This is a genomic window from Cytobacillus citreus (genome assembly GCF_018343665.1).
GTDB classification, from domain to species: domain Bacteria; phylum Bacillota; class Bacilli; order Bacillales; family Cytobacillaceae; genus Cytobacillus; species Cytobacillus citreus.
The window spans coordinates 1,185,766-1,207,052 of sequence record NZ_JAGYPM010000001.1 but is presented as its reverse complement, the minus strand read 5'-3'; the positions used below and the strand labels follow the sequence as shown (position 1 = coordinate 1,207,052).

The window sequence follows — 21,287 nt, the reverse complement described above, 5'->3', positions numbered from 1 at the left end:
TAATGGGAAAAATAGCTGTAGTTGGCAGTATAAATATTGATTATTTTATAGAAACAGATAGATTACCAAAATTAGGAGAAACAGTGCTAGGGAAAAGTTTCTTTATATCCTTAGGAGGTAAAGGAGCTAATCAAGCAGTTGCGGCTTCACGTCTAGGAGGGGAAGTATCCTTATTCGGTTCAATCGGGGACGATGAGAATAGCAAGGTTCTAAAAGAAAAAATGGAAAAAGAAGAGGTAGATTTATCCTATATTCATACGGTAAAGGATACTCCAAGCGGAGCGGCCTTTATTGAATTATGTAATAGTGATAATCGGATCTTAGTTGTTCCTGGGGCTAATAAAAATACAGATGTTTCTTATATTAATAGAGTAGTATCTGAACTGCTTTCGTATGATGTTACCCTTTTTCAATTAGAGACTCCTATCGAAATGATTGAACACATTGTTCCGATTCTTTATGACCATGGGAAAACGATCATTCTTAACCCTGCTCCAGCTAGAAAAATGAAAACAGAAATCATTGAAAAAATAACCTATTTAACTCCAAACGAACATGAATTTGAAATGGTCTTAAACAGTAAAGATCAGATGGTCGACTGCTTAAGAAAATATCCAAATAAACTCATCATTACTTGTGGTACAAAGGGAGTGGCCTACTTTAATGGTGAGAAATGTATAAATGTTCCAGTTGTAAAAGTAGAGGCAGTTGATACAACTGGGGCCGGAGATACATTTTCTGGTGCATTTGCAGTAGCGATCAGTGAAGGGAAAAATTTATTCGATAGCATACAATTTGGGAATGCAGCAGCAGGGCTTTCTGTTACAAAAAAAGGAGCTCAAGCTGGAATGCCATATCGAAAAGAGGTCGATTCTTTAATGAAAGAGAGGCTTGACCATGAAAGTAAAGGCCATATTTACTAGGATCAGAAAAGACTGGGTCATCTATTTAATGCTTTTGCCTGCTCTTATTTATTTTGTTACTTTTCATGTCGTGCCTTTAATTGGGATGAAACTAGCTTTTCAGGATTATCGCATCATTGGAGATAACGAATGGGTTGGAATGAAACATTTTGAGGTTCTATTCAGTTCTCCTGCTTTTTTTGATGTTTTAAAGAACACGATCATTATAAGTACGATGAAAATGGTTTTTTTCTTTCCTATCCCCATCATTTTATCACTTTTGATTATTGAAGTACGGAATGGGAGATTTCGAAAATATGTTCAATCTGTCGTGTACTTGCCCCATTTCTTGTCTTGGGTTGTTATTGCAGGGATATGGATTAGTTTATTAAATCCAGCAGATGGCGGAGTAAATGTTATCCGTAACTTTTTCCAGCTGCCTTCCCTTGACTTTATGACAAGCAAAGATCATATTCGGTGGGTTTTAGTTTTCTCTGAAATGTGGAGAAGCGCCGGTTGGGATTCGATCATTTATCTTGCTGCCATAATGAAGATAAGTCCATCCTTATATGAAGCAGCACGTATTGATGGAGCAACAAATCTTCAACAAATGAGATATATTACTTTACCAGAGTTGACAGGTACAATTGTGACAGTGTTTATTCTAAACCTTGGTTTCTTTATGAATGCTGGATTTGATCAAGTGTTTAACTTGATGAATGACTCTGTTCTTAGTGTGATCGATATATTGGATACCTACGTATATAGAATTGGGATCCTGAATGGCCAATATGCTTATGCCACTGCAGCAAGCTTATTTAAGGGTCTTATCGGTGTCATATTAGTTCTAGGTACACATTTCATATCCAAACGTTTAACTGGCAAGGGAGTTTGGTAATAGGGTGGGTGATTTAAATTGAAGAAGTTAAACTGGTCAACATGGATTATATATATCGTTTTATTCTTGCTTTCCCTATCAGTCCTAGTACCGATTCTGAACCTGGTGGCTATGTCATTATCTGACCCGCTCAAGGTTCACGAGTTGGATGGATTAGATATTCTTCCAAAAGGGTTTTCACTAATTAACTACGAGGTATTATTTTCAAATCCATTAATTGTCCGCAGTATATTCAATACATTATTTATTACAATTGTTGGAACATTGCTTAATCTTTTCTTAACTGCAATGGCAGCTTATGTATTAGCACGAACCAATTTTGTTGGAAAAAAGCTCGTCATCGTATTTTTGATTGTCATTATGGTTTTTGAACCGGGCCTTATTCCAGAATACCTATTAGTAAAAGATTTAGGTCTATTAGATACGTATTTATCTCTTATCCTTTATAAGGCGATCAATGTATATTACTTGTTTATATTGATGAGATTCTTTGAAGACGTACCAGATAGCATTATTGAAGCAGCTAGAATTGATGGGGCAGGACATTTTAGAATTTTCACAAGAATTATGCTCCCGTTATCTAAGCCTGCTCTTGCCACATTAGGATTATTTTACGGAGTTTATCATTGGAATGAATATTTTAGAGCTACCATTTATATTACTGATCCTAACAAATACCCTTTACAGGTAGTATTAAGACAGTTTGTCGTCCAACAGGATAATACGTCACTATTAGGCGCACAAACGGTTCTTTCATATGATAAAATCGCCAGTCTTGATTTTTCTTCGCTTCAGGCGGGAACGATCATTATTTCAATGGTGCCGCTATTAATTTTATATCCGCTTATTCTGAAATATTATGCAAAGGGTGCGCTTGAAGGGGGTGTCAAAGACTAATTAGCTTCAAGCAATCTAGTAAAAAAACAATTTAATATTTAGAGGGGGAAAAATGAGTGAAGAAGATTTTTGTTTTATTTATTGCAATGCTTTTAACCTTTAGTCTCGTTGCCTGTAAAGATAAAGCAACAGTAAAGGAAGATGAAAAAGATGGAAAAACAACGATCAGAGTTGTTTACAAAGATGAAGGTCCATCTAATCCAGTAGCACAAGCTTATTTTTCTAATTTAGAAAAAGCTTTAAAAGAAGATGAAAAGATTGATGTAAAGTTTGAATTAGTGGAAGTACCACAAGGAAATTATGCTGAGAAATTAAACTTGATGCTATTTAGCGGCGATATCCCCGATATGATTTATTTCCAAGGTGGAGATCAGCAAATTGCGGAACAAGATTTGCTAGAAGATTTGACTCCTTATATTGAAAAATCAAAACATATTAAAAATATTTTACAGCCATACAATGAAAAAAGATTAAATAATTATCCTTACTTACTTTGGATTAAGCCTCTTGATTCTAAGACACCTGTTGTAAGAGGAGACTGGTTTAATCAATTATCGAGCTCTAAAGAATTGATGGAAAATCCGACAATCGATAACTATTACAAATTCTTTAAAGAACTAGTAGCTAGTGCACCAGGTGGCGGAAAACCGGCAAATGCAGTAACAGTGGCAGGAGATATTACGGAGCTGGATTTTATTTTTGAAATGGCATTTGGCATTAATCAAACCTGGTTGAAAAAAGAAGATGGAACTTATGAATATTCAAAAGCATCTAACAAAGAAAAAGAAAAGTTAACATTCTACAATAAATTATATAATGAAGGACTTCTTGATCCTCAATACTTAACAAAACAATGGGATACGAAAGAAAAGGCATTTTATGATGGTGAAACAGGAGTAATTGTTGGTACATCTGGAAAAGTTATCGATATTTATAATGGAAAAATGACCCAAGTAAATGGAGAAGAGGCAGAATTAGTTGTTCTCCCACCAGCTAAAGGTGAATCCCAAGGATTTGCACCAACAGATATTACGAAAGAACCTAGAGGAATTGCAATCTCATCACAGTCGAAACATAAAGAAACCGTTTTTCAAATTTTAGATTATCTTGCGAGTCCAAAAGGCCAAATGTTGGATCGACTTGGATTTGAGAAAGAACATTATAACATTACAGATGGGCAAATCGAACTTACTCAAAAATATTACAATGAATGGTATGCGAAATTTTTTGAACCTTCTGATTTTGAAACAGAAAAGCCATTGAAAACACCTTTGTTAAGTGAGCCTGCGATGAAATCACAGGAATTAGCAAAAGAGTATTATGCTGAAGATAATAGCTTTATTATACCAGAGGAATATGTGTCAAAATGGGATGCTATGGAAAATCTCTACAAAGAGTATGCAACTGATATTATTACTGGTAAACGCCCTGTAGACGATTTTGAAAAATTCGTTAAAGAATGGAACGCTGCGGGTGGAGAGGAATTAACAAAATATGCAAACGAAAACATTAAATAAGGAGTTCTTTAAATGATTTCATTTCAGGAACGGGTCCGGGGTGTCATCTTATCTACAGCTCTAGGTGATGCCTTAGGGGCAACAATTGAAAAATTAAGCTATGAGCAAATCAAAGAAAAATACGGCCGTGTTGAATCCTTGAAGACAGAATGGTATAAAGCAAATGCACCAGCTGATGTCACCCTCGGGAAGATGCGCGGAAATGGTATCGTGACGGATGACACGTTAATGACATCAGCATTAATCCATGTTTATTTGAAGGAAAAAAGACATCTTGACGCCTATGATCTTGGCAATGAATTCGTTAAAGAGATTTCCTGTAAAAAAACATATATACCTGAGTTTGGCAAAGAAGGGCTTATCATTGATCGCCTATTTTATCCGGAAAAATATATCTATATCCGTCACGTGTTAGCTAACTGTGAACCTAGAGAAGCGGGTATTGGAAATATGATCAATTGCGGAGCCGCCATGTATATTTCCCCAATTGGGATTGTTAATGCGTGTAACCCGAAGTCTGCATATGATGAAGCAATCTTGTTTGCGATGGGTCATCAAAGCAGCTATGGATTAGAAGCTGCCGGTGTTTTGGCAGCTTGTGTAGCTAAGGCCTTTGAAGAAAGCGCTACCATAAATGATATTGTGGAAACTGCTATTTATTATGCAAAGGATGGTACAAAACAAGCCATTATTGATATAACATTGGCAGCCAGACAGCTTCGTGATCAGAAAGCAACAATGGATCAGGTAATCGAATCATTCCAGACCATCATGGTCAAATATTCACCAATGAAAGATGATGTTCATAGAAAAATAGAGAAAATTGGAATTCCTTCTAACCATTACACACCAAGCAGGTTATTTTCAATTGAAGAATTGCCGATGGCATTAGCATTTATTGTCTTAAATGATGGTGAATTCTATCAATCTATATATGATGGAATTAATTCTGGGAGAGATACAGACTCAATCGGAGTGATGATTGGTGTTATTCTTGGAGCCATGTATGGAGATCGAGTTATACGTGAAGAAGATGTAAAGCTTCTAGAAGAAACAAACAAAATGAATCTTATCCAATTGTCAGATTCTTTTTCTGAAGTTGCAGAAGGAATTATTATGGAGGACTTACGGTTAAACGAAAGAAGAAAAAAATACTTCGAAGAGTACTGCTAAGAAATGGGAGTGAATCGATTGATTCTCAAAAATTACTTGGAAAAAGTATATGCAGGCTTTCTAGGCATGAATGTTGGAATCCGTTTAGGAGCACCAGTTGAGCCTATTGAATGGACACTTGAAAGAATACATCAATTTTATGGTGAAATTAAAGGGTATGTGAAAGACTATAAAATGTTTGCAGCAGATGATGATGCAAATGGACCGATTTTCTTTATTAGAGCATTGTATGATGACGCAATAGACCGTGAAGTAACAGCTGAGGATATCGGAAAGGCATGGCTGAACTATGCTAGAGATGGAATTGGCATGTTTTGGTGGGGTGGAGAAGGCGTCAGTACCGAACACACGGCATATAACAATTTGAAAAAAGGGATTCCAGCACCTCGCTCTGGTTCAGCTGACTTGAATGGCATCATTTTAGCTGAACAGATAGGAGGGCAAATTTTCATTGATACTTGGGGATTACTATACCCTAATAATATTGAAAAAGCTGCACACTATGCAGAAATGGCTGCAAGTGTATCTCATGATAAAAATGGTATATTCGGTGCAAGGTTTATAGCGGCATGTATTTCAAAAGCCTTTTCAGCTTCATCTATTGAAGAAGTTATTGAAGCTGGTCTAAGCACTATACCAGGTGATTCGTTATATGCTAAGGTTGTTCAGGCAGTCGTTAATTTTCATCAAAAACATCCAAATGATTTTAGATTATGCCGTCAATATCTTGAAGATGAATGGGGTTATGACAAGTACCCAGGTATATGTCATATTATTCCTAATGCAGGAGTCTGTGTCCTTTCTCTTTTATATGGGAAGGGAAGTTTTGCAAGAACAATTGAAATAGCGACCATGTGCGGATGGGATACGGACTGTAATGCTGGAAACGTTGGAACGATTGTAGGTGTGCTTTATGGAATTGAAGACATCCCAAATCATTACCGGAAACCAATCAATGATCATATTGTGACTTCGAGTGTATCTGGTTACTTGAACAATTTAGATATCCCAACCTTTGCGAAAGAGTTAGCACTTCTAGGGTATAGAGTGTCTGGCATGGAACCGCCTAAATCATTGGTCGATAGTGTTAAAAATGGGGAAGTCTATTTCGATTTTTCATTCCCAGGTTCTACACATGGCTTTAGAACAAATAATTCATGTAAAACGATACTTAAATACAGTGAAGAAAAAGGATACAATCGCCTTGGCTCTCTGGAAGTCATGTTTGATAGAATGGTAGAAGTCGATGAAAGTAAAATCTTTTATAAGCCTTTTTATAGACGTGCTGAATTTAATGATGAAAAGTATAAACCAACATTCGCTCCAACAGCCTATAGCGACCAAACTGTATCAGTGAAAATTTTCCTCGATCAATGGCAAGGGGATACGATTATCCTAACCCCATATGTTAGAAAAACTTATAAACAGGATGAAATAAGATTACAACCGGTTGTGTTAAAGAATCAAGACTGGAACCATATTGAATTTATTATTCCAGAAACGGATGGAGATTTTATTGATGAAATCGGTTATATTGTCCAGAGTCCTTCAACTTTAACGAATCGTGCATTTGGCAGATTTTTTCTTGACCAATTTCATATTTCGGGCAATGCGGATTATTCGATAGATTTCGAAAAGCAAAGTGTTGAATTTAAATGTATTACTCCGTTTGCACATAATAACGGGGAATGGACTTTAGACGATGGCAGCATGAAGTGTGAGTCCATTAATGAATGCTCTTCTTACACCGGGAATTATTATGCTAAAGATTTCATCGTGGGGGCAGTAATTACACCTGAGAGCGGCTTTAGCCATTGTGTCATTTTTAGAGCGATAGGTGTTAAGCGCCATTACTTAGCTGGCTTGGATGGCGAAGGACAGGTATCTCTTATTTTAAATGATTTTGGCTTAAAGCGTCTAGAAAGCGTACCATTTCAATGGGAACTTGGAAAGAGTTATCACTTCAAAATTACCTGTAGAGGCTCAAATATTACTTTTTCTATAGATGATAAGATTCTCATTCAAACATCGGATTCACGTCTTTCGTATGGAATGTATGGATATGGATGTTTGGAGGCAGGTGTTTCAAGGATTCACACATTTCAATTTCAGGCTATAAATTAAGTGAATTTTCATACAAAAAATGAAAAAGGTTTGGTTTTGGGATATAATATGGTTAATTCATTTCCATTTCCAAACCTTTTTTTCATGTAATGATTAGTACAATTGAGGAGAACATATGTGAAGAAGAATAAAGTGACAATTCGAGAAGTGGCAAAAGAGGCAGGTGTTTCAGTCGCAACTGTTTCAAGATTCCTCAACAATAATAGTTACATTAGCGAGGATAAAGAGAAGAAGATTCAAGAGGTAATGGATAGGCTTGATTATAAACCGAATGAAATTGCCAGAGGTCTCGCTAAGCAAAAATCGAACACTATTGCATTAATCATTCCTGATCTAACTAATCCATTCTTCCCTGATTTAGTAACAGCGATTGAACAGGTTGCAAAATTAAATGGATACAGCTTAATTTTAGTTAATTCACATGAAGATGATTTGCAGGATGCTCAACTTTGGAAAAGCTTTAGGAGCAGATATATAGATGGTTTTATATTAGCATCTTTTCAGGTTAATGAAGAGGTTCTCAAAGGTTTAGAGGGTTCAAAAATTCCTTTCGTACGAGTGGATCGTGCAGTTAATTTTGATTCATCGAATTCCATTGGAGTAGACAATTATCATGGAGCAAAAATGGCTGTTGAACATTTAATAGAAATTGGCTGCAAGAAAATAGCTCATATTAGTGGGCCCAAATCTTTTTCCCCTTCAATCGATCGGGTGAGGGGATATTTAGATACAATACGCAGATTGGATAAACATGAGCTAATACTGCTTGAGGGGGATTTCTCTTTAGAAAGCGGCATGCAATTAACAGCAAAATTGATGAAGGAACATCAACATGTAGATGGGATTTTTCTTGCAAATGATTTAATGGCATTAGGTTCTTTAAAAGCATTAAAAACACTTAATATTAATGTGCCAAAAGATGTTGCTGTCATAGGCTTTGATGGAATAAAGCTAACTGAAATTGTAGAACCTGAAATCACTACCATTGAACAACCGATTTATAACATTGGTGCAGCAGCAACGGATAAGTTAATTAGACTGATTGAGAACGACTTTGAAGATATACCGAATTTTGACTTAAACGTGCGGCTAATCAAAAGAGAATCAACATTAGGATTCCCGCAAAAAAATAAATAAATGATTGGATCATATTTAAAAATCCTGTGTTGATATGCAGGATTTTTTATTATTCCACGATCGGGGAAGATAATTAAATAACACTTGGATGAAGATTTATATATTTATGTTAATGTAGAGATTGTGTAGGAATGTACTTATAGTTACGGTCAGGTTAGTGAAAAAAGGAAATTCCGTGAAGTCGATATTAGTTTATTGTTTCTACACAATAGTATGGGTGACTGGAAGGATGTTATTTATTGCAATATGCTTGGTTAATAACCGAGTAAAATGACTAAAACTAACGAGATAGGTAACTCAACCTAGAATAATAATGGGGTGATTTTATGAGTAAAGCTAAAGGAAAAGGTGGAACAGGGAGAGGAACAGACAAGAAGGGGTGGAATCGTTGGCAAGCTAGTGCAAACAAAAAAAAGAGTTCAAAACCTTATATTAGTAAAGGTACAAAAAAAACGGATGTTGAAAATAACCCCACGAGAAATAGTTAAAGTCACCTATCCGAAATATAGCGAATGCTGAATAAAGACAATTATTTAATGACCCAACGTGTGCGAGCTCCTTTAAAGGAGTTCGTTTTTTTAGCTAATGGGGAGGTTAGTTTAATATTTGTCACAATTTTTTTTAGGTTTTTCTTAAAAATGAACGGTACTTATTAATGTGAAATCGCTTTTTTAAAAAGCCTCTTAAATTTCTCCCTATCTTCTGATGTAAATGGTTTTGGCCCCTTTGTACGCTTTCCGCTTTTTCGAGCCATTGCACTCAAATAACGTGTTTGTAATAATTGGTCAATGTTTTCATTTGTATAGCTAGACCCATTATGGTGAAGTACCGCACACCCTTTTGCTAAACCTAGCGAAGCAAGACCATAATCTTGCGAAACGATTATATCTCCTTTTTCTGCTAACTTCATAATCCGATAATCCGCAGCATCTGCTCCAGAATCAACATAAATGGTTTCCACTCCTGATGGTTGTTCCGCATTAGAAAAATGAGAATAGCTAGTAACAAGGGTAACAGGAATTTCAGCATTCGTACCTTCAGAGATAATGATATCTTTTACCGGACAAGCATCTGCATCAACATAAATTTTCATCTTTACTTCTCCCCGTAAATAAGTTTGAGTTGATGATAATGGAAAATTTAGCCTATGTCAAACGATAAAGATGGTTATCACAACCCCTTTTTCTTATGAACAGGGTGAGTCTGTTATTTTGAATATTCGTTAAATCCTGTCTACACAGGATATACCTTTTGAACTATATAGTTAAACCAATAGTTAAAACAATTATCATGGTTGCAAAAATTTACACTGAATTTACACACTATTAAACTATATCACTTACCATTAAGCAGATATGTAAATTTGATTCTGGAGGTGGTGGTTTAGAACAATGTCCGGCAATTGGAATGTATCAATGAGTTGATATGCTAAATTGGGTGGAAATCTTTCAGCAAGAGTTGTATAGGATCAATGCTTGCGAATTTAGCTCAAAAACTTTAAGAAGAGGGAGGGACAACAAGATTCGACGTTAACGGGGGCCCGCTGTCAAAACGAGAATTTTTCCCGCTAAGTGATCAGGTATTATAAAATCCTGATTTTCAACCTCTCAAAGGGACTCCTTAACGGGCTAAGCAAGACGACAAACGGCCATTTCATATTGAGTATTACATAGAATAACAGGAGGTTTAATTATGCTATTTCTTAAAAGGTTAAAAAAGCCATTTCTATCACTCATGCTGCTGAATGTAGCCCTGGCGGGTGTAGTAGGCAGTACTGCGGCAGAAAGCTCTGCAGCAGTGACAGAAAACACTACGGAAGATCCAATCTTCAGCTTCATGTCAATGTCGGACACGCATACCAATACGGGTAAAACGGCTAAAGCTGTAACGGATGCTAAAAATAATAATGCAAGTGCAATAGTTTTAAACGGGGATATAACCGAGCGCGGGGATAGCGGTGAATATGACGCCATAAAAAATGCTATCGATTCTGTAAAAGATCATCCGCCGGTGTATTATACAATAGGAAATCATGAATATGATTGGCAGTCGGATTATAATGTAGCGAAGAACAGATTTATAGAAAAGGCAGAAATACCAGAAAAGAAGGTGTATTACCACCGGGAAATACAAGACTATGACTTTATATTTTTAGGGTATGATACGAAACCGTCCTATTACGCGTATATGTCCGACGAACAGTTAGCCTGGTTGGAAAGCACGCTTGCTGCAAATGCTGAACCGGACAAGCCGATTTTTGTGTTCATGCATGAGCCTATTCACCAGACTGTATCCAAGTCATATTCTTCGAATGGTTATTATCAAAGAACTGCACAGGATCAGGAGTTCCGAAAAATCCTTGAAAAATATCCACAGGTTATTTTAACAACAGGACATCTTCACGACGATATCAAGATACAAGGCAACATGTACGCGGATAAATTCACTGCATTAAGAGACGGTGCCGTTTTAAATAGTCAAGCTATGATGTTTGATGTCTATAAAGACAAGGTGCATATAAAGGGAAGGGATGTAACTACACAAAAAACCATATGGGAAGGTACTATGAGTCTGCACCCGAATACAACCGGCATGTATGAAGCCGAGGATAGTGTGTTCGCAAATGCGACCTCTGGCGACGACATAAATCCGTCCGGCGGCAAGTATGTGAATATGAACCATGGAAGCGCATATATCGAGTCGCTCAAGGTTGACGGAGGAGCTTCTGGCGGCAATAAAATATTGAAAATAAGGTATGCTACCGATGCTGCCAATGCTACTAAGGGAATATATGTAAATGGTGCCAAAGTACAGACGCTCAGCTTACCGACTACCGGAAGCATGAGCTCGTATAACGAATTGGCGGTACCTGTTGAGCTGAATCCGGGTCCAAATAACAAGATCGTCATACAAAGCGATGGCGACGCAGCGGGCGTTAACATAGATAAATCCCAAATTATGGATAGTAAAGATCCCAAAAATATGTGGGGATTTAACGGCAATGGCAACGACAGTATCAAGAATGGGTTGAATGCAACCTTGCATGGAAGTGCTGCCTATGATAAGACGGATAAAATGGAAGGTTCTGCTTCACTCAGCCTGAACGGTGCTGACGGTAATTATGCAAGTACAGATCTTGTATCCAATAAAAAGAACAATGTAACGCTAACAGCCTGGGTGAAGTGGAATGGCGCAACTTCGGGATCTCAACAAATATTGTCCAACGGAGATGGACTTACCAATGGATATTCAATCATGCTGGATCATGACCAAGGCGATAAGGTGTCCATTGCGATCAACGGGCAGACGATCCTTGGATCGCAGACTGCTTTGACGGTGGGCCAATGGACCAATATCACGGCGGCAAGAAGAAACGGCACCTGGGAGCTTTATATCAATGGCAAGAGCACACCGGTAACCAATAATACAACAGATCCTTCTACGCCAACAACGGGAACGTATATCGGTGCAGACAGTAGAGGCCAACAAAGCTTCAATGGACGTATTGATGCAGTAAGGGTTTACAATCAAGCATTGTCTACAGATCAGATCATGGCAATTGCCAACGAGACTTCTAACGTTAAGTTACAAAGCATCGAAATAACTAAACTGCCAACAAAGTTGAATTACCTGCTGGGAGATTGGTTGAATATAGACGGGCTGGTTGTGACAGGCACTTACAGCGATGGAACAACAAAAGTGGAGAACGTAACGGATGATAATATTACCGGCTTTAATAGTTCCACTCTTAAAGAAGGAGCGCCAATTACTGTGACTCTAGGTGGAAAGACAGCCAGCTATAATGTAAATATTTTAGATGTAATGCCTGGTTCAGCATCGGTGCCAGGAAGGATAGAAGGTGAAAACTACAATTCGAAAAAAACGGATTCTGTATTTAGAAATTTTCCGAATTATGATGGCGGACCCGCATGGGTGGTGACTGCTATAGAAAAAGGCGAATGGATGGAATATAACGTAGATGTGGCAAAATCGGGATTCTATCAAGTAAATTATAGGGTGGCAACATGGCGTCCGGCAGAGGTTGAATTCCAGGTAGATGGAGTACCTCAAACGAGCACCCCATTTTCAACCGGGAGTTGGAAATATGGCACTTTTTCTTCCGATACGGTCAAACTGAGTGAAGGCTCACATAAAATAAGGCTGAATGCAAATACAGGTTTTTGGAGATTGAACTGGTTTGAATTGACAGAGGTTCAAGAAAAAAAATTGAGTAGCATCACTGCGCCTGCTGACATAGACGCGGCCATTGGAACGGCGAAGACAGCGGAAGCTCTTGGATTGCCTGCTAAAGTAGCCCTTGTAACCGATGGGGGAAATGTGGATGCCAGTGTGAATTGGGATGTAAATAGTGCAAGCTACGATCCAACTTCCACGACGGCGCAGACCTTCACGGTAACAGGAAAAGTAACTCTGCCTATTGGAGTCGCAAACCCGAACAGCGTTCCATTGACAACAAGCATTAGAGTAACTGTTAATAGGATCCCAGTGGGGACCGCCGCAGTTACCGCTTCATCGATTTACAATGCCAGTTTTACTCCCGACAAAGTATTTGATGGCATAGGGCAAGCGGTTAATGGCGAATGGGCCTCCAAGGGAGAAAAGAATCCATGGATCCAGGTGAATTGGACGACGAATCAAACGTTCAACAAGATTATCTTTCATGATCGGCCCAACACAACGGACTGGGCGCCCGGCGGAACGCTTACCTTCAGCGACGGAAGCACTTTGACGGTTTCAGGAATCCCAAATGACGGGAGCGCTTATTCTGTAACTTTCCCTGACAAGACGGTGACATGGGTCAAATTCCAGGTATCCGGTGGAAGCGGGTCAAATGTCGGCTTGTCGGAAATGAAAATTTTAGCGCCGGTGGATAAGTAAGTTCCTGAGGTCGAGATGACCGTACTGGGAGACAACGGCATTTATAAAGATTCCGTGGATTTGACGCCTAAGTTTGCATTAACCGATAGGCAGCATACGCTTGTTGTATCCTCCAGCGACTTGGCCGGCAACCAGGTATGCAAAACCGTTCACTTTCAGACAGTAGCCAGCATCGATTCCATTCAGGGGAATAGTTCTATCAGAATATTCTTGATACCAAAAATAAAGATGTTCATATCACCATTGCTCAGACTGAAAGTGAATCCGTCCTATGGAAATACTTTGTACTTGGAATCGAACACATTTTGACCGGGTACGATCATTTGCTGTTTTTGTTATCCTTAGTATTAATCGCATCTCGCTACAAGGATGCGTTGAAAATTGTTACTGCTTTTACAATCGCCCACAGCATTACACTTTTCTTGGTGGCCACCGACCGTATTCAGGTCAGTTCGCATTGGGTCGAAGCCTTGATTCCCCTTACGATCTGTTATGTGGCAGTGGAAAATATGTTTGTTCAAAAGGCGAAATGGCGGTGGCAATTGACGACCTTATTTGGCCTGATTCACGGTATGGGTTTCGCCGGGGCTTTGGCTGAAACGGAACTTCCAAAGAGCAATCAAACAGCATACTTAATCACTGCGGATTAAGTATGCTGTCTTGTTTGTCCATCTAATTTTCTCCATAAAATTAAACTACTTGCCTTTAGATGCTTTTATTCAATTCGGCTTTAATATACTTTATCGCCATTAAAAATAGAGTTTTTGACAATAACATAATCTACGTGACGAATGGAATCTAAAGTGGTTCCACCAGCATATGAAATAGAAGATTGAAGATCTTGTTCCATTTCAGTTAACGTATCCCGTAAGGAACCTTTATGTTCAACGTACATTTTTTTTCCTTCTACGTTCTTCTTTTCACCCTTTTGAAATTCAGAAGCAGAGCCAAAATATTCCTTAACAAACTTTCCGTCTTTTTCGATGGTTTCTCCTGGTGATTCTTCATGTCCGGCAAAAAGGGAACCAATCATGACCATCGATGCACCGAAACGGATTGATTTGGCAATATCACCGTGTGTTCGTATTCCACCATCAGCAATAATCGGTTTACTTGCTGCCTTTGCACACCAACGAAGTGCTGCCAACTGCCAGCCTCCAGTCCCGAATCCTGTTTTAATTTTTGTGATACATACTTTACCAGGACCAATCCCAACTTTTGTCGCATCAGCACCGGCATTCTCAAGTTCTCGCACAGCTTCAGGAGTACCAACATTACCAGCGATGACAAAGCTCTCGGGTAGGTATTTTTTAATATGCTTGATCATATTAATGACAGCATTTGAATGACCATGTGCAATATCGATTGTAATAAATTCAGGGGTAAGCTCTGCCTTTGCAAGCTCTTCAATGAACTGATATTCTTCTTCCTTCACTCCAACACTAATGGAAGCGTAGAGACCTTTTGCCTGCATTTCCTCAACAAATGACAGCCGTTTTTCTGGCTCAAAACGGTGCATAATATAAAAATAATTATTTTCAGCAAGATAAAGGGCTATCTTTTCATCAATGATTGTTTGCATATTGGCTGGCACAACAGGAAGTTTAAATTGACGGCCTCCTAGTGTTACAGAGGTATCACATTCAGAACGGCTGTTAACCACACATTTATTTGGAATTAACTGAATATCTTCATAATCAAATACATTTTCCATGATACACACTCCTAAAAGAATAATTTTAATAGTAATATTCCTCAAAATCTTAAAATAACAAAAAAATCCTAACTAAAAATGGGCAGAGTAATCCCACCCATTCGTAGTTAGGATTTTTGGCTCCTAGTAGAAACTCTTAGACCATATTTCTAAGAATATACGAATGATGTAATTAATTTATTTAAGCACAAATTTGATTATAAACGAACTTTTATTATATGTAAACGTATAATGTTCGGTTTTTAATAAAAAACTTGTTGGATTTGAACATTTTCAACAAAAAAATTGGTTTTTCTTAAAAGGGGGAGAATATTAAAACAATATATTTAATTATTTTTTGTTTTATCTATAACATCATCTAATTTATCATTACAAGAATCATTGATAGAAAATGATCAAACTATTTTATAAAAATCAAATGTATATCTTCTTATTTACCATAAAAAACGGGTTTGTATAGAATTTTTGATCAAACTTTATTTAACCGCAAACTCTTTAGAAGATTTTTCTTTATTTTCTGGTATAGCCAAATTTAATATTACGGTTGCCAAGGCTCCTACTGAGATCCCTGACGATAAAATATAATTTGCCCAATCAGGCGCACTGTATAAAACTTCCTTAGGCAAGACAGTAACGGCCATTGTTAAGAGAATTGGAATTCCAATGACCATCATATTGCGTTCATCAATGACAATAGGCTGGATAACCTTCATACCGTTCGTTACAATGGCTACACACACGATACCAAAGATCCCATTGATCACTGGCTCAGGTATGCAAGTTATGGCAGTAGACAGCTTAGGTACAAGCCCTAAACAAACAAGAATCACACCGCTCGCCATAATCGCTAATCGACTCGCTACTCCAGTGATGGCAAGAAGCCCTGCATTAGAAGAATAACCTGTCATTGGTGTACTGCCAAAAAGGGCACCTACAAAACAGCCAAGGCCTTCGCCAACAGAAGCACGATTCAATCGTTTTTCATCGAGCTCTTTACCTGTTACTGTTGAAACAACAAACCATGTTCCCGTCGTCTCAATTAAGATAATAAAATAAACAAAAACCATTGTTATAATAGCACTTACATCGAAAATCGGTTTTCCAAATGGAAGGAATGAGGGCAAAGAGAACCAATCAGCCTGTTTGACTGGAGAAAAATCAACGCCACCAAAAAAGCTGGCTGTTAAAGTTCCAGCAATAATTGCAATAATGACAGACACTAATCGGAAAAAGGTACCGATTCCATGCATTTTTCTGCCAAGAAGCATGCATATGATTAAAACCCCTGCAGAAACGCTCGCTACTATGATATTATCGCCGATATTTCCTGGAGCATGAAAGACATTATTCAGTCCTATTGGCATTAAAGCAATTCCAACAATTATAATGACCGTTCCTCCGACTAGTGGCGGAATAATTCTTTTAACGACCTTTGCAAACCATTTCAGCGGATAACCAATGAGAGCCACAATAATCGCTCCTGGAATTAAACTTCCAGCAATTGCTCCTAATCCAAGCTTGCCGCCAATTGCAGCAATCGCACCAATTGGAACATACGAGGGTCCTTGCACAACAGGCAGCTTTATGCCTGCACCTGTCTGAATTAACGTCGCAATCCCTGTTGCCAAAAAACACATTTGGATGAAGAAAGAAGTATTTTCAGTACCTAATGAAAGTAGTCCTGCGATGATGATTGGTGCAATATACAAATCCATTGCAAGCACATGCTGTGCTCCAAGAAGGAGCGCTTTTCCATAACTAATTTTATCATCAACGCCGATGATGATCCCGTTATTCGGTTTCTGTTCCAAAAGGTATTCCTCCTCAAATTTTCGCATTATTACTCTTTTCAACAGGATTATATTAAAAAAACAATCGTTTGTATATAAAAAACGAACATTTTTTTATTTTAATATTTTTTTGTTCGTGTTTCATGTTGACCGATTGATTATCTCTTATTACAATGAAATCAGATAATAAGAAAATGGTTGGAGGTATAGATCGTGATACAAGACAAAGTTTTACTAAATGACTGGATTGTAGCTTGCCGTTCGGAGGATGTTAATGATAAGCCGATTCAGGTCGTTTTAATGGGAGAGCGGTTGGCAATCTTTAGAAATAGCGAAGGAGTTCACGCTTTTAAAGATTTATGTATTCATAGAGGGGCAGCACTTTCACTTGGGGAAGTTAAGAATGATTGCCTTGTTTGTCCTTACCATGCTTGGGAATACAACCATGATGGCGAGTGTGTGAAAATTCCTCAGCTGCCAAAGGGGAGAGCGATTCCGAAAAAAGCGAAAGCTGAAAGCTATTCATGTATAGAAAAATATGGATTTATCTGGGTAAACTTAGTCAATAATAAACCTGATTTGTTCCAGTATAGTGAGATGGAATCGAATGAATTTCATAATGTTATTTGGGGACCTCAGGCAGTCAATGCAAAACCGCCAAGGATTATTGAAAACTTCCTTGACGTTGGCCATCTAGCAGTTGTTCACCTTGGATTTTTAGGAACAGAAACGCATAGAGTGATTGAAGACTATAAAGTAAACAATATAAACGGCAGGATTTATTCTGATGAAATTGCCATTTTTCAACCGGACCCTGATGGCTCAGGAAAGCCGAAATATGTTTACTATACGTATGAGATTGTTCGTCCTTTAACAGTAAAGTTTACGAAAAGAGATCGAGAAAATGACTCAGAAATGACTATTTTATTAACCGTTCGTCCTGTTGATGAAAATACATCTGTAGCATATGGAATCCTTTCCTTTAATTATGATACTGGTACAACGGATGAAGAAATTATTAGCTTTCAAAATGAAATTTTTGCTCAGGACAAGCCAATAGTAGAAAACCAAAAACCAGAAGAGCTTCCGCTTGATTTACAGGTTGAACTTTCACTCGTTTGCGACCGCATGAGTATTGCATATAGGCAATATTTAAAAGAGCTCGGAGTTAAATTAGGGACTGCATAAAGAAATGAAATGGGGATCTATTAAATAATGAAACTAGGTCCCCGTTATAAAAATAATTCGTTTTTATTATTTCAGCACTCTACAATTACTTATTAAGCAAGAAAGAAGCCTTCACCCAGTTAAAAACCGCTTTACCTGTCCTGATTGAGCAAGAAAGAAGCCATGAACCAGCTAAAATCCCCGTGACCTGTCCTCATTGAGCAAGAAAGAAGCCATGAACCAGCTAAAATCCCTGTGACCTGTCCTGATTGAGCAAGAAAGAAGCCATGAACCAGCTAAAAACCCTGTGACCTGTCCTGATTGAGCAAGAAAGAAGCCATGAACCAGTTAAAAACCTTGTGATCTGTCTTCATCGAACATGAATTAAGCCATCAACCAATCAAATACACCATCACCTATTTTCATTGAGAACAAAAAAACCTCTAAGTACTTCTTTTTTATCAATTGAATTCTTTAAAGAAATACTTGTAAATTGTCACGGATTGCTTACATAATAAGATCAAAGTAGATGAAATAGTTGATCGTGAATATGCTTTTATTGGGGGAATAACATTGAATATATACACAGAATTAGTTCAAAAACAGAGAACATTTTTTTTACAAGGTAAAACGAAGGAAGTTTCTTTTCGGTTAAAGAATTTGGAAAAATTGCGAGATTTGATTCGTTCGAATGAGCAAGAGCTGATGGAAGCCCTTAAAGCCGATTTAAATAAAAGTGAGTTTGATTCCTATTTAACCGAAATTGGAATTGTTTTAGAAGAGCTTCGTTTTACAATAAAGAATCTTAAAAAATGGGCAAAGCCAAGAAAAGTAAAGACTAGTTTAGCAACCATCGGGTCGAAAAGCTATATTTATCCAGAACCATATGGTGTGGCGCTAGTGATTTCTCCTTGGAATTATCCATTTCAATTGGCCATTGCGCCTTTAATTGGTGCTATGGCTGCCGGGAACTGCACGATATTGAAGCCATCTGAATTAACACCGAGAACATCTGCTATTCTAGCCAAAATAATCAGTGAAAATTTCCCCGAGGAGTATATGGCAGTAGTTGAAGGCGATGTGGAAGTGAGCACCGCACTTTTAAAAGAAAGATTAGATTATATATTCTTTACTGGCAGTGTATCCGTAGGTAAAGTCATCATGAATGCAGCCGCGAAAAATTTAACACCCATTACATTAGAACTCGGTGGAAAGAGTCCATGTATTGTTCATAAAGATGCAAACTTGAAGTATGCTGCGAAAAGAATAGTTTGGGGGAAATTCATAAATGCTGGGCAGACATGTGTGGCCCCAGATTATTTATTTGTTCATAGTCAAATTAAGCAGCCCTTTCTCGAAGAATTGAAAAAAGCAATTCAAGAATTGTATGGGGAAACTATTATCCAATCTGGTCATTTTACAAGAATTGTAAGTGAGAGACATTTCAATAGACTCGTGGCATTTCTTGATAACGGTAAAAAAATTGTTGGAGGGAGTTATAGTGTAGAAGCGTTATCCATTGAACCAACCATTCTTGATCAAATTAACTGGGATGATGAGATCATGGGTGAAGAAATTTTTGGACCTATTTTACCCGTTTTAGAGTACGATGACCTTAACCTGATGATGAATGAAATAAAAGATAGGCCAAAGCCGCTTGCACTGTACCTTTTTTCTGAGAATCAAGAGGTTCAAAAAACAATATTAAATGATATTTCTTTCGGAGGCGGCTGTATTAACGATACAGTCTATCATTTAAGTTCTCCTTATTTACCATTTGGAGGAGTAGGTGAAAGCGGGATCGGGTCATACCATGGGAAGGGTAGCTTCGATGTCTTTTCTCATGAGAAAAGTATATTAAAGCAGACAACGAGATTTGATCTGCCCTTTAGATACCCAAATACGAAAAATGCTTTAAAGTATGTAAAGATGTTCCTTAAATAATATAAAAAGGTAAAAAATGATCATTTAATATTTGTCATATTATTGGTAAACTTGTATAGGAATTTATTGATTATTCTTTCCATTATTTTTATAGAGAGAAAGGAGGGAACAGAATGGAATATTTTATTGGGTTGGCTGTAAGTATAGCGTGTTGCGTGTATTTGGTTATTGATGCACCAAAGCATGGAAAAAGCCCTGTCTTATGGGGAATCCTCGGTTTTATCTTAGGACTACTTGGATTAGGGATATATTTAATTGCGACAGGCAGAAAAGTGCTAGGCTGGATTATTGTTGCATTATTTATTCTTTTTATCATCGTCATTATTATTCTTATTGTCTTATTTTTTTCATTATTTATGAGTTTTTCAGGTTTTTAATGAGTAAAATCCGCTTCCTTAATGGGAGCGGATTTTTTTTTACCATACTAACCTACAAAACATATAAAAACACACAAAGGAAATGAGCCATGCTTCCCATCATAATAAAAATATGAAAAATTTCATGAAAGCCAAAATATTTAAAGTCTAGAAATTTAGGTTTAACAGCATAAATTACTCCACCAATTGTATATAGAATGCCACCTAGTAATAATAAAAGGAGCCCTTCTGAACTTAAAGTCTTGGATAGAGGTGAAAAGGCAAAAATGATGACCCAGCCTAATGCAACATATAGGGCAGTTGAAAGCCATCTTGGACAGTTAAACCAGATCATTTTAAAGAAAACGCCACTAACCGCTACAATCGTAACGATTGAGAAGATCACCCAGCCCGTTACTCCATGTAAACTAATAAGACAAAACGGTGCATAGGATCCTGCGATTAAGACAAAGATCATGGCGTGGTCTAAGCGTCTTAAGAATGCGATGACCTTGTCTTTTGCTATTACCATATGATAGGTCGCTGACGCTGAATAAAGTAAAATCATACTGATCCCGAATATCACAACTGATGTGATCACTAGCGCTGATGTAGTTGTTGATGCAGCTTTAATAACCATAGAAAGAAGGCCAACAAAGGATAAAATAGCTCCAGCTAAGTGGGTAAGACCATTAATGGGCTCTCTAATATAAGTTGTCATCATTAATCCTCCTAATATATCTGTATGTAGTTTTAATAACTACTTAAA

At 37.6% G+C, this 21,287-nt stretch carries 17 protein-coding genes and 1 riboswitch; of the genes, 13 read left to right on the top strand and 4 right to left on the bottom strand.

What is annotated here, in order from left to right; genetic code table 11:
• The first annotated feature begins 2 nt into the window (after nucleotides 1-2).
• The 8 genes from rbsK (at nucleotide 3) to KHA94_RS05885 (ending at nucleotide 9,136) form a co-directional block, all read left to right on the top strand.
• Nucleotides 3-923: a ribokinase gene (rbsK, locus tag KHA94_RS05920; RefSeq protein WP_213101146.1), complete on the top strand. Its 921-nt coding sequence runs from the start codon at nucleotides 3-5 to the stop codon at nucleotides 921-923.
• On the top strand, nucleotides 898-1,800 hold the full coding sequence (locus KHA94_RS05915) for an ABC transporter permease (protein WP_213101145.1): 903 nt from the start codon (nucleotides 898-900) through the stop codon (nucleotides 1,798-1,800). The genes rbsK and KHA94_RS05915 overlap by 26 nt, the downstream gene beginning before the upstream one ends.
• Nucleotides 1,801-1,818: 18 nt before the next feature.
• Nucleotides 1,819-2,697 (top strand): carbohydrate ABC transporter permease, encoded by an 879-nt coding sequence (locus KHA94_RS05910; protein ID WP_213101144.1) that lies wholly within the window; start codon nucleotides 1,819-1,821, stop codon nucleotides 2,695-2,697.
• Between the two features lie 56 nt (nucleotides 2,698-2,753).
• Nucleotides 2,754-4,214 (top strand): extracellular solute-binding protein, encoded by a 1,461-nt coding sequence (locus KHA94_RS05905; RefSeq protein ID WP_338030696.1) that lies wholly within the window; start codon nucleotides 2,754-2,756, stop codon nucleotides 4,212-4,214.
• A gap of 12 nt (nucleotides 4,215-4,226) precedes the next feature.
• Nucleotides 4,227-5,387 carry an ADP-ribosylglycohydrolase family protein gene (locus tag KHA94_RS05900; RefSeq protein ID WP_213101143.1) on the top strand — a complete coding sequence of 387 codons (1,161 nt, stop codon included), beginning with the start codon at nucleotides 4,227-4,229 and terminating at the stop codon, nucleotides 5,385-5,387.
• Between the two features lie 9 nt (nucleotides 5,388-5,396).
• Nucleotides 5,397-7,511, top strand: coding sequence for an ADP-ribosylglycohydrolase family protein (locus tag KHA94_RS05895; RefSeq protein WP_338030709.1), 2,115 nt, complete (start codon nucleotides 5,397-5,399; stop codon nucleotides 7,509-7,511).
• Between the two features lie 117 nt (nucleotides 7,512-7,628).
• Entirely contained in the window at nucleotides 7,629-8,648 is a 1,020-nt protein-coding gene (locus KHA94_RS05890) for a LacI family DNA-binding transcriptional regulator (protein WP_213101141.1), read from the top strand.
• A 326-nt stretch (nucleotides 8,649-8,974) separates the two neighbouring features.
• Nucleotides 8,975-9,136 carry a DUF3934 domain-containing protein gene (locus KHA94_RS05885; RefSeq protein ID WP_213101140.1) on the top strand — a complete coding sequence of 54 codons (162 nt, stop codon included), beginning with the start codon at nucleotides 8,975-8,977 and terminating at the stop codon, nucleotides 9,134-9,136.
• Nucleotides 9,137-9,300: 164 nt separating this feature from the next.
• On the opposite strand, the gene KHA94_RS05880 is transcribed toward KHA94_RS05885, so the two are convergent.
• Nucleotides 9,301-9,741, bottom strand: a complete 441-nt coding sequence (locus KHA94_RS05880) for a YaiI/YqxD family protein (RefSeq protein WP_213101139.1) — start codon at nucleotides 9,739-9,741, stop codon at nucleotides 9,301-9,303.
• A 599-nt stretch (nucleotides 9,742-10,340) separates the two neighbouring features.
• On the opposite strand from KHA94_RS05880, the gene KHA94_RS05875 reads away from it, so the two are divergent.
• On the top strand, nucleotides 10,341-13,547 hold the full coding sequence (locus KHA94_RS05875; RefSeq protein WP_213101138.1) for a DUF7402 domain-containing protein: 3,207 nt from the start codon (nucleotides 10,341-10,343) through the stop codon (nucleotides 13,545-13,547).
• Nucleotides 13,548-13,753: 206 nt separating this feature from the next.
• A complete protein-coding gene (locus KHA94_RS05870; RefSeq protein ID WP_338030708.1) occupies nucleotides 13,754-14,197 on the top strand; it encodes a HupE/UreJ family protein in 444 nt (147 codons plus the stop codon).
• Nucleotides 14,198-14,277: 80 nt separating this feature from the next.
• Here KHA94_RS05870 and guaC read toward each other — a convergent pair whose 3' ends face one another.
• Both guaC and KHA94_RS05860 read right to left on the bottom strand, forming a co-directional pair.
• Nucleotides 14,278-15,261 carry a GMP reductase gene (gene guaC / locus KHA94_RS05865; RefSeq protein ID WP_213101137.1) on the bottom strand — a complete coding sequence of 328 codons (984 nt, stop codon included), beginning with the start codon at nucleotides 15,259-15,261 and terminating at the stop codon, nucleotides 14,278-14,280.
• Between the two features lie 84 nt (nucleotides 15,262-15,345).
• A riboswitch (purine riboswitch) is annotated at nucleotides 15,346-15,444 on the bottom strand.
• 293 nt (nucleotides 15,445-15,737) lie between these two features.
• Nucleotides 15,738-17,099, bottom strand: a complete 1,362-nt coding sequence (locus tag KHA94_RS05860) for a uracil-xanthine permease family protein (RefSeq protein WP_213101136.1) — start codon at nucleotides 17,097-17,099, stop codon at nucleotides 15,738-15,740.
• 162 nt (nucleotides 17,100-17,261) lie between these two features.
• Here KHA94_RS05860 and KHA94_RS05855 point away from each other — a divergent pair, with 162 nt between their 5' ends.
• The 3 genes from KHA94_RS05855 to KHA94_RS05845 all read left to right on the top strand — a co-directional run bounded on the left by KHA94_RS05855 (nucleotide 17,262) and on the right by KHA94_RS05845 (nucleotide 20,539).
• Complete coding sequence (locus KHA94_RS05855) at nucleotides 17,262-18,239, top strand: Rieske 2Fe-2S domain-containing protein (protein WP_213101322.1); 978 nt, start codon at nucleotides 17,262-17,264, stop codon at nucleotides 18,237-18,239.
• Between the two features lie 552 nt (nucleotides 18,240-18,791).
• The gene (locus KHA94_RS05850) at nucleotides 18,792-20,162 is read left to right on the top strand and encodes an aldehyde dehydrogenase (RefSeq protein WP_213101135.1); all 1,371 of its coding nucleotides are present in this window, start codon (nucleotides 18,792-18,794) and stop codon (nucleotides 20,160-20,162) included.
• A gap of 113 nt (nucleotides 20,163-20,275) precedes the next feature.
• Nucleotides 20,276-20,539, top strand: coding sequence for a hypothetical protein (locus KHA94_RS05845; RefSeq protein WP_057776460.1), 264 nt, complete (start codon nucleotides 20,276-20,278; stop codon nucleotides 20,537-20,539).
• 52 nt (nucleotides 20,540-20,591) lie between these two features.
• Here the strand turns inward: KHA94_RS05845 and trhA are convergent, their stop codons facing one another.
• Nucleotides 20,592-21,239 (bottom strand): PAQR family membrane homeostasis protein TrhA, encoded by a 648-nt coding sequence (gene trhA, locus KHA94_RS05840; RefSeq protein WP_213101321.1) that lies wholly within the window; start codon nucleotides 21,237-21,239, stop codon nucleotides 20,592-20,594.
• Between the last annotated feature and the right edge of the window lie 48 nt (nucleotides 21,240-21,287).

What these genes read in the sequence shown, in the direction of transcription:
- rbsK (WP_213101146.1), top strand. Translation starts at nt 3, where the DNA reads ATGGGAAAAATAGCTGTAGTTGGCAGTATAAATATTGATTATTTTATA.
- KHA94_RS05915 (WP_213101145.1), top strand. Translation starts at nt 898, where the DNA reads ATGAAAGTAAAGGCCATATTTACTAGGATCAGAAAAGACTGGGTCATC.
- KHA94_RS05900 (WP_213101143.1), top strand. Translation starts at nt 4,227, where the DNA reads ATGATTTCATTTCAGGAACGGGTCCGGGGTGTCATCTTATCTACAGCT.
- KHA94_RS05885 (WP_213101140.1), top strand. Translation starts at nt 8,975, where the DNA reads ATGAGTAAAGCTAAAGGAAAAGGTGGAACAGGGAGAGGAACAGACAAG.
- KHA94_RS05880 (WP_213101139.1), bottom strand. Translation starts at nt 9,741, where the DNA reads ATGAAAATTTATGTTGATGCAGATGCTTGTCCGGTAAAAGATATCATT.
- KHA94_RS05875 (WP_213101138.1), top strand. Translation starts at nt 10,341, where the DNA reads ATGCTATTTCTTAAAAGGTTAAAAAAGCCATTTCTATCACTCATGCTG.
- guaC (WP_213101137.1), bottom strand. Translation starts at nt 15,261, where the DNA reads ATGGAAAATGTATTTGATTATGAAGATATTCAGTTAATTCCAAATAAA.
- KHA94_RS05860 (WP_213101136.1), bottom strand. Translation starts at nt 17,099, where the DNA reads ATGCGAAAATTTGAGGAGGAATACCTTTTGGAACAGAAACCGAATAAC.
- KHA94_RS05845 (WP_057776460.1), top strand. Translation starts at nt 20,276, where the DNA reads ATGGAATATTTTATTGGGTTGGCTGTAAGTATAGCGTGTTGCGTGTAT.
- trhA (WP_213101321.1), bottom strand. Translation starts at nt 21,239, where the DNA reads ATGACAACTTATATTAGAGAGCCCATTAATGGTCTTACCCACTTAGCT.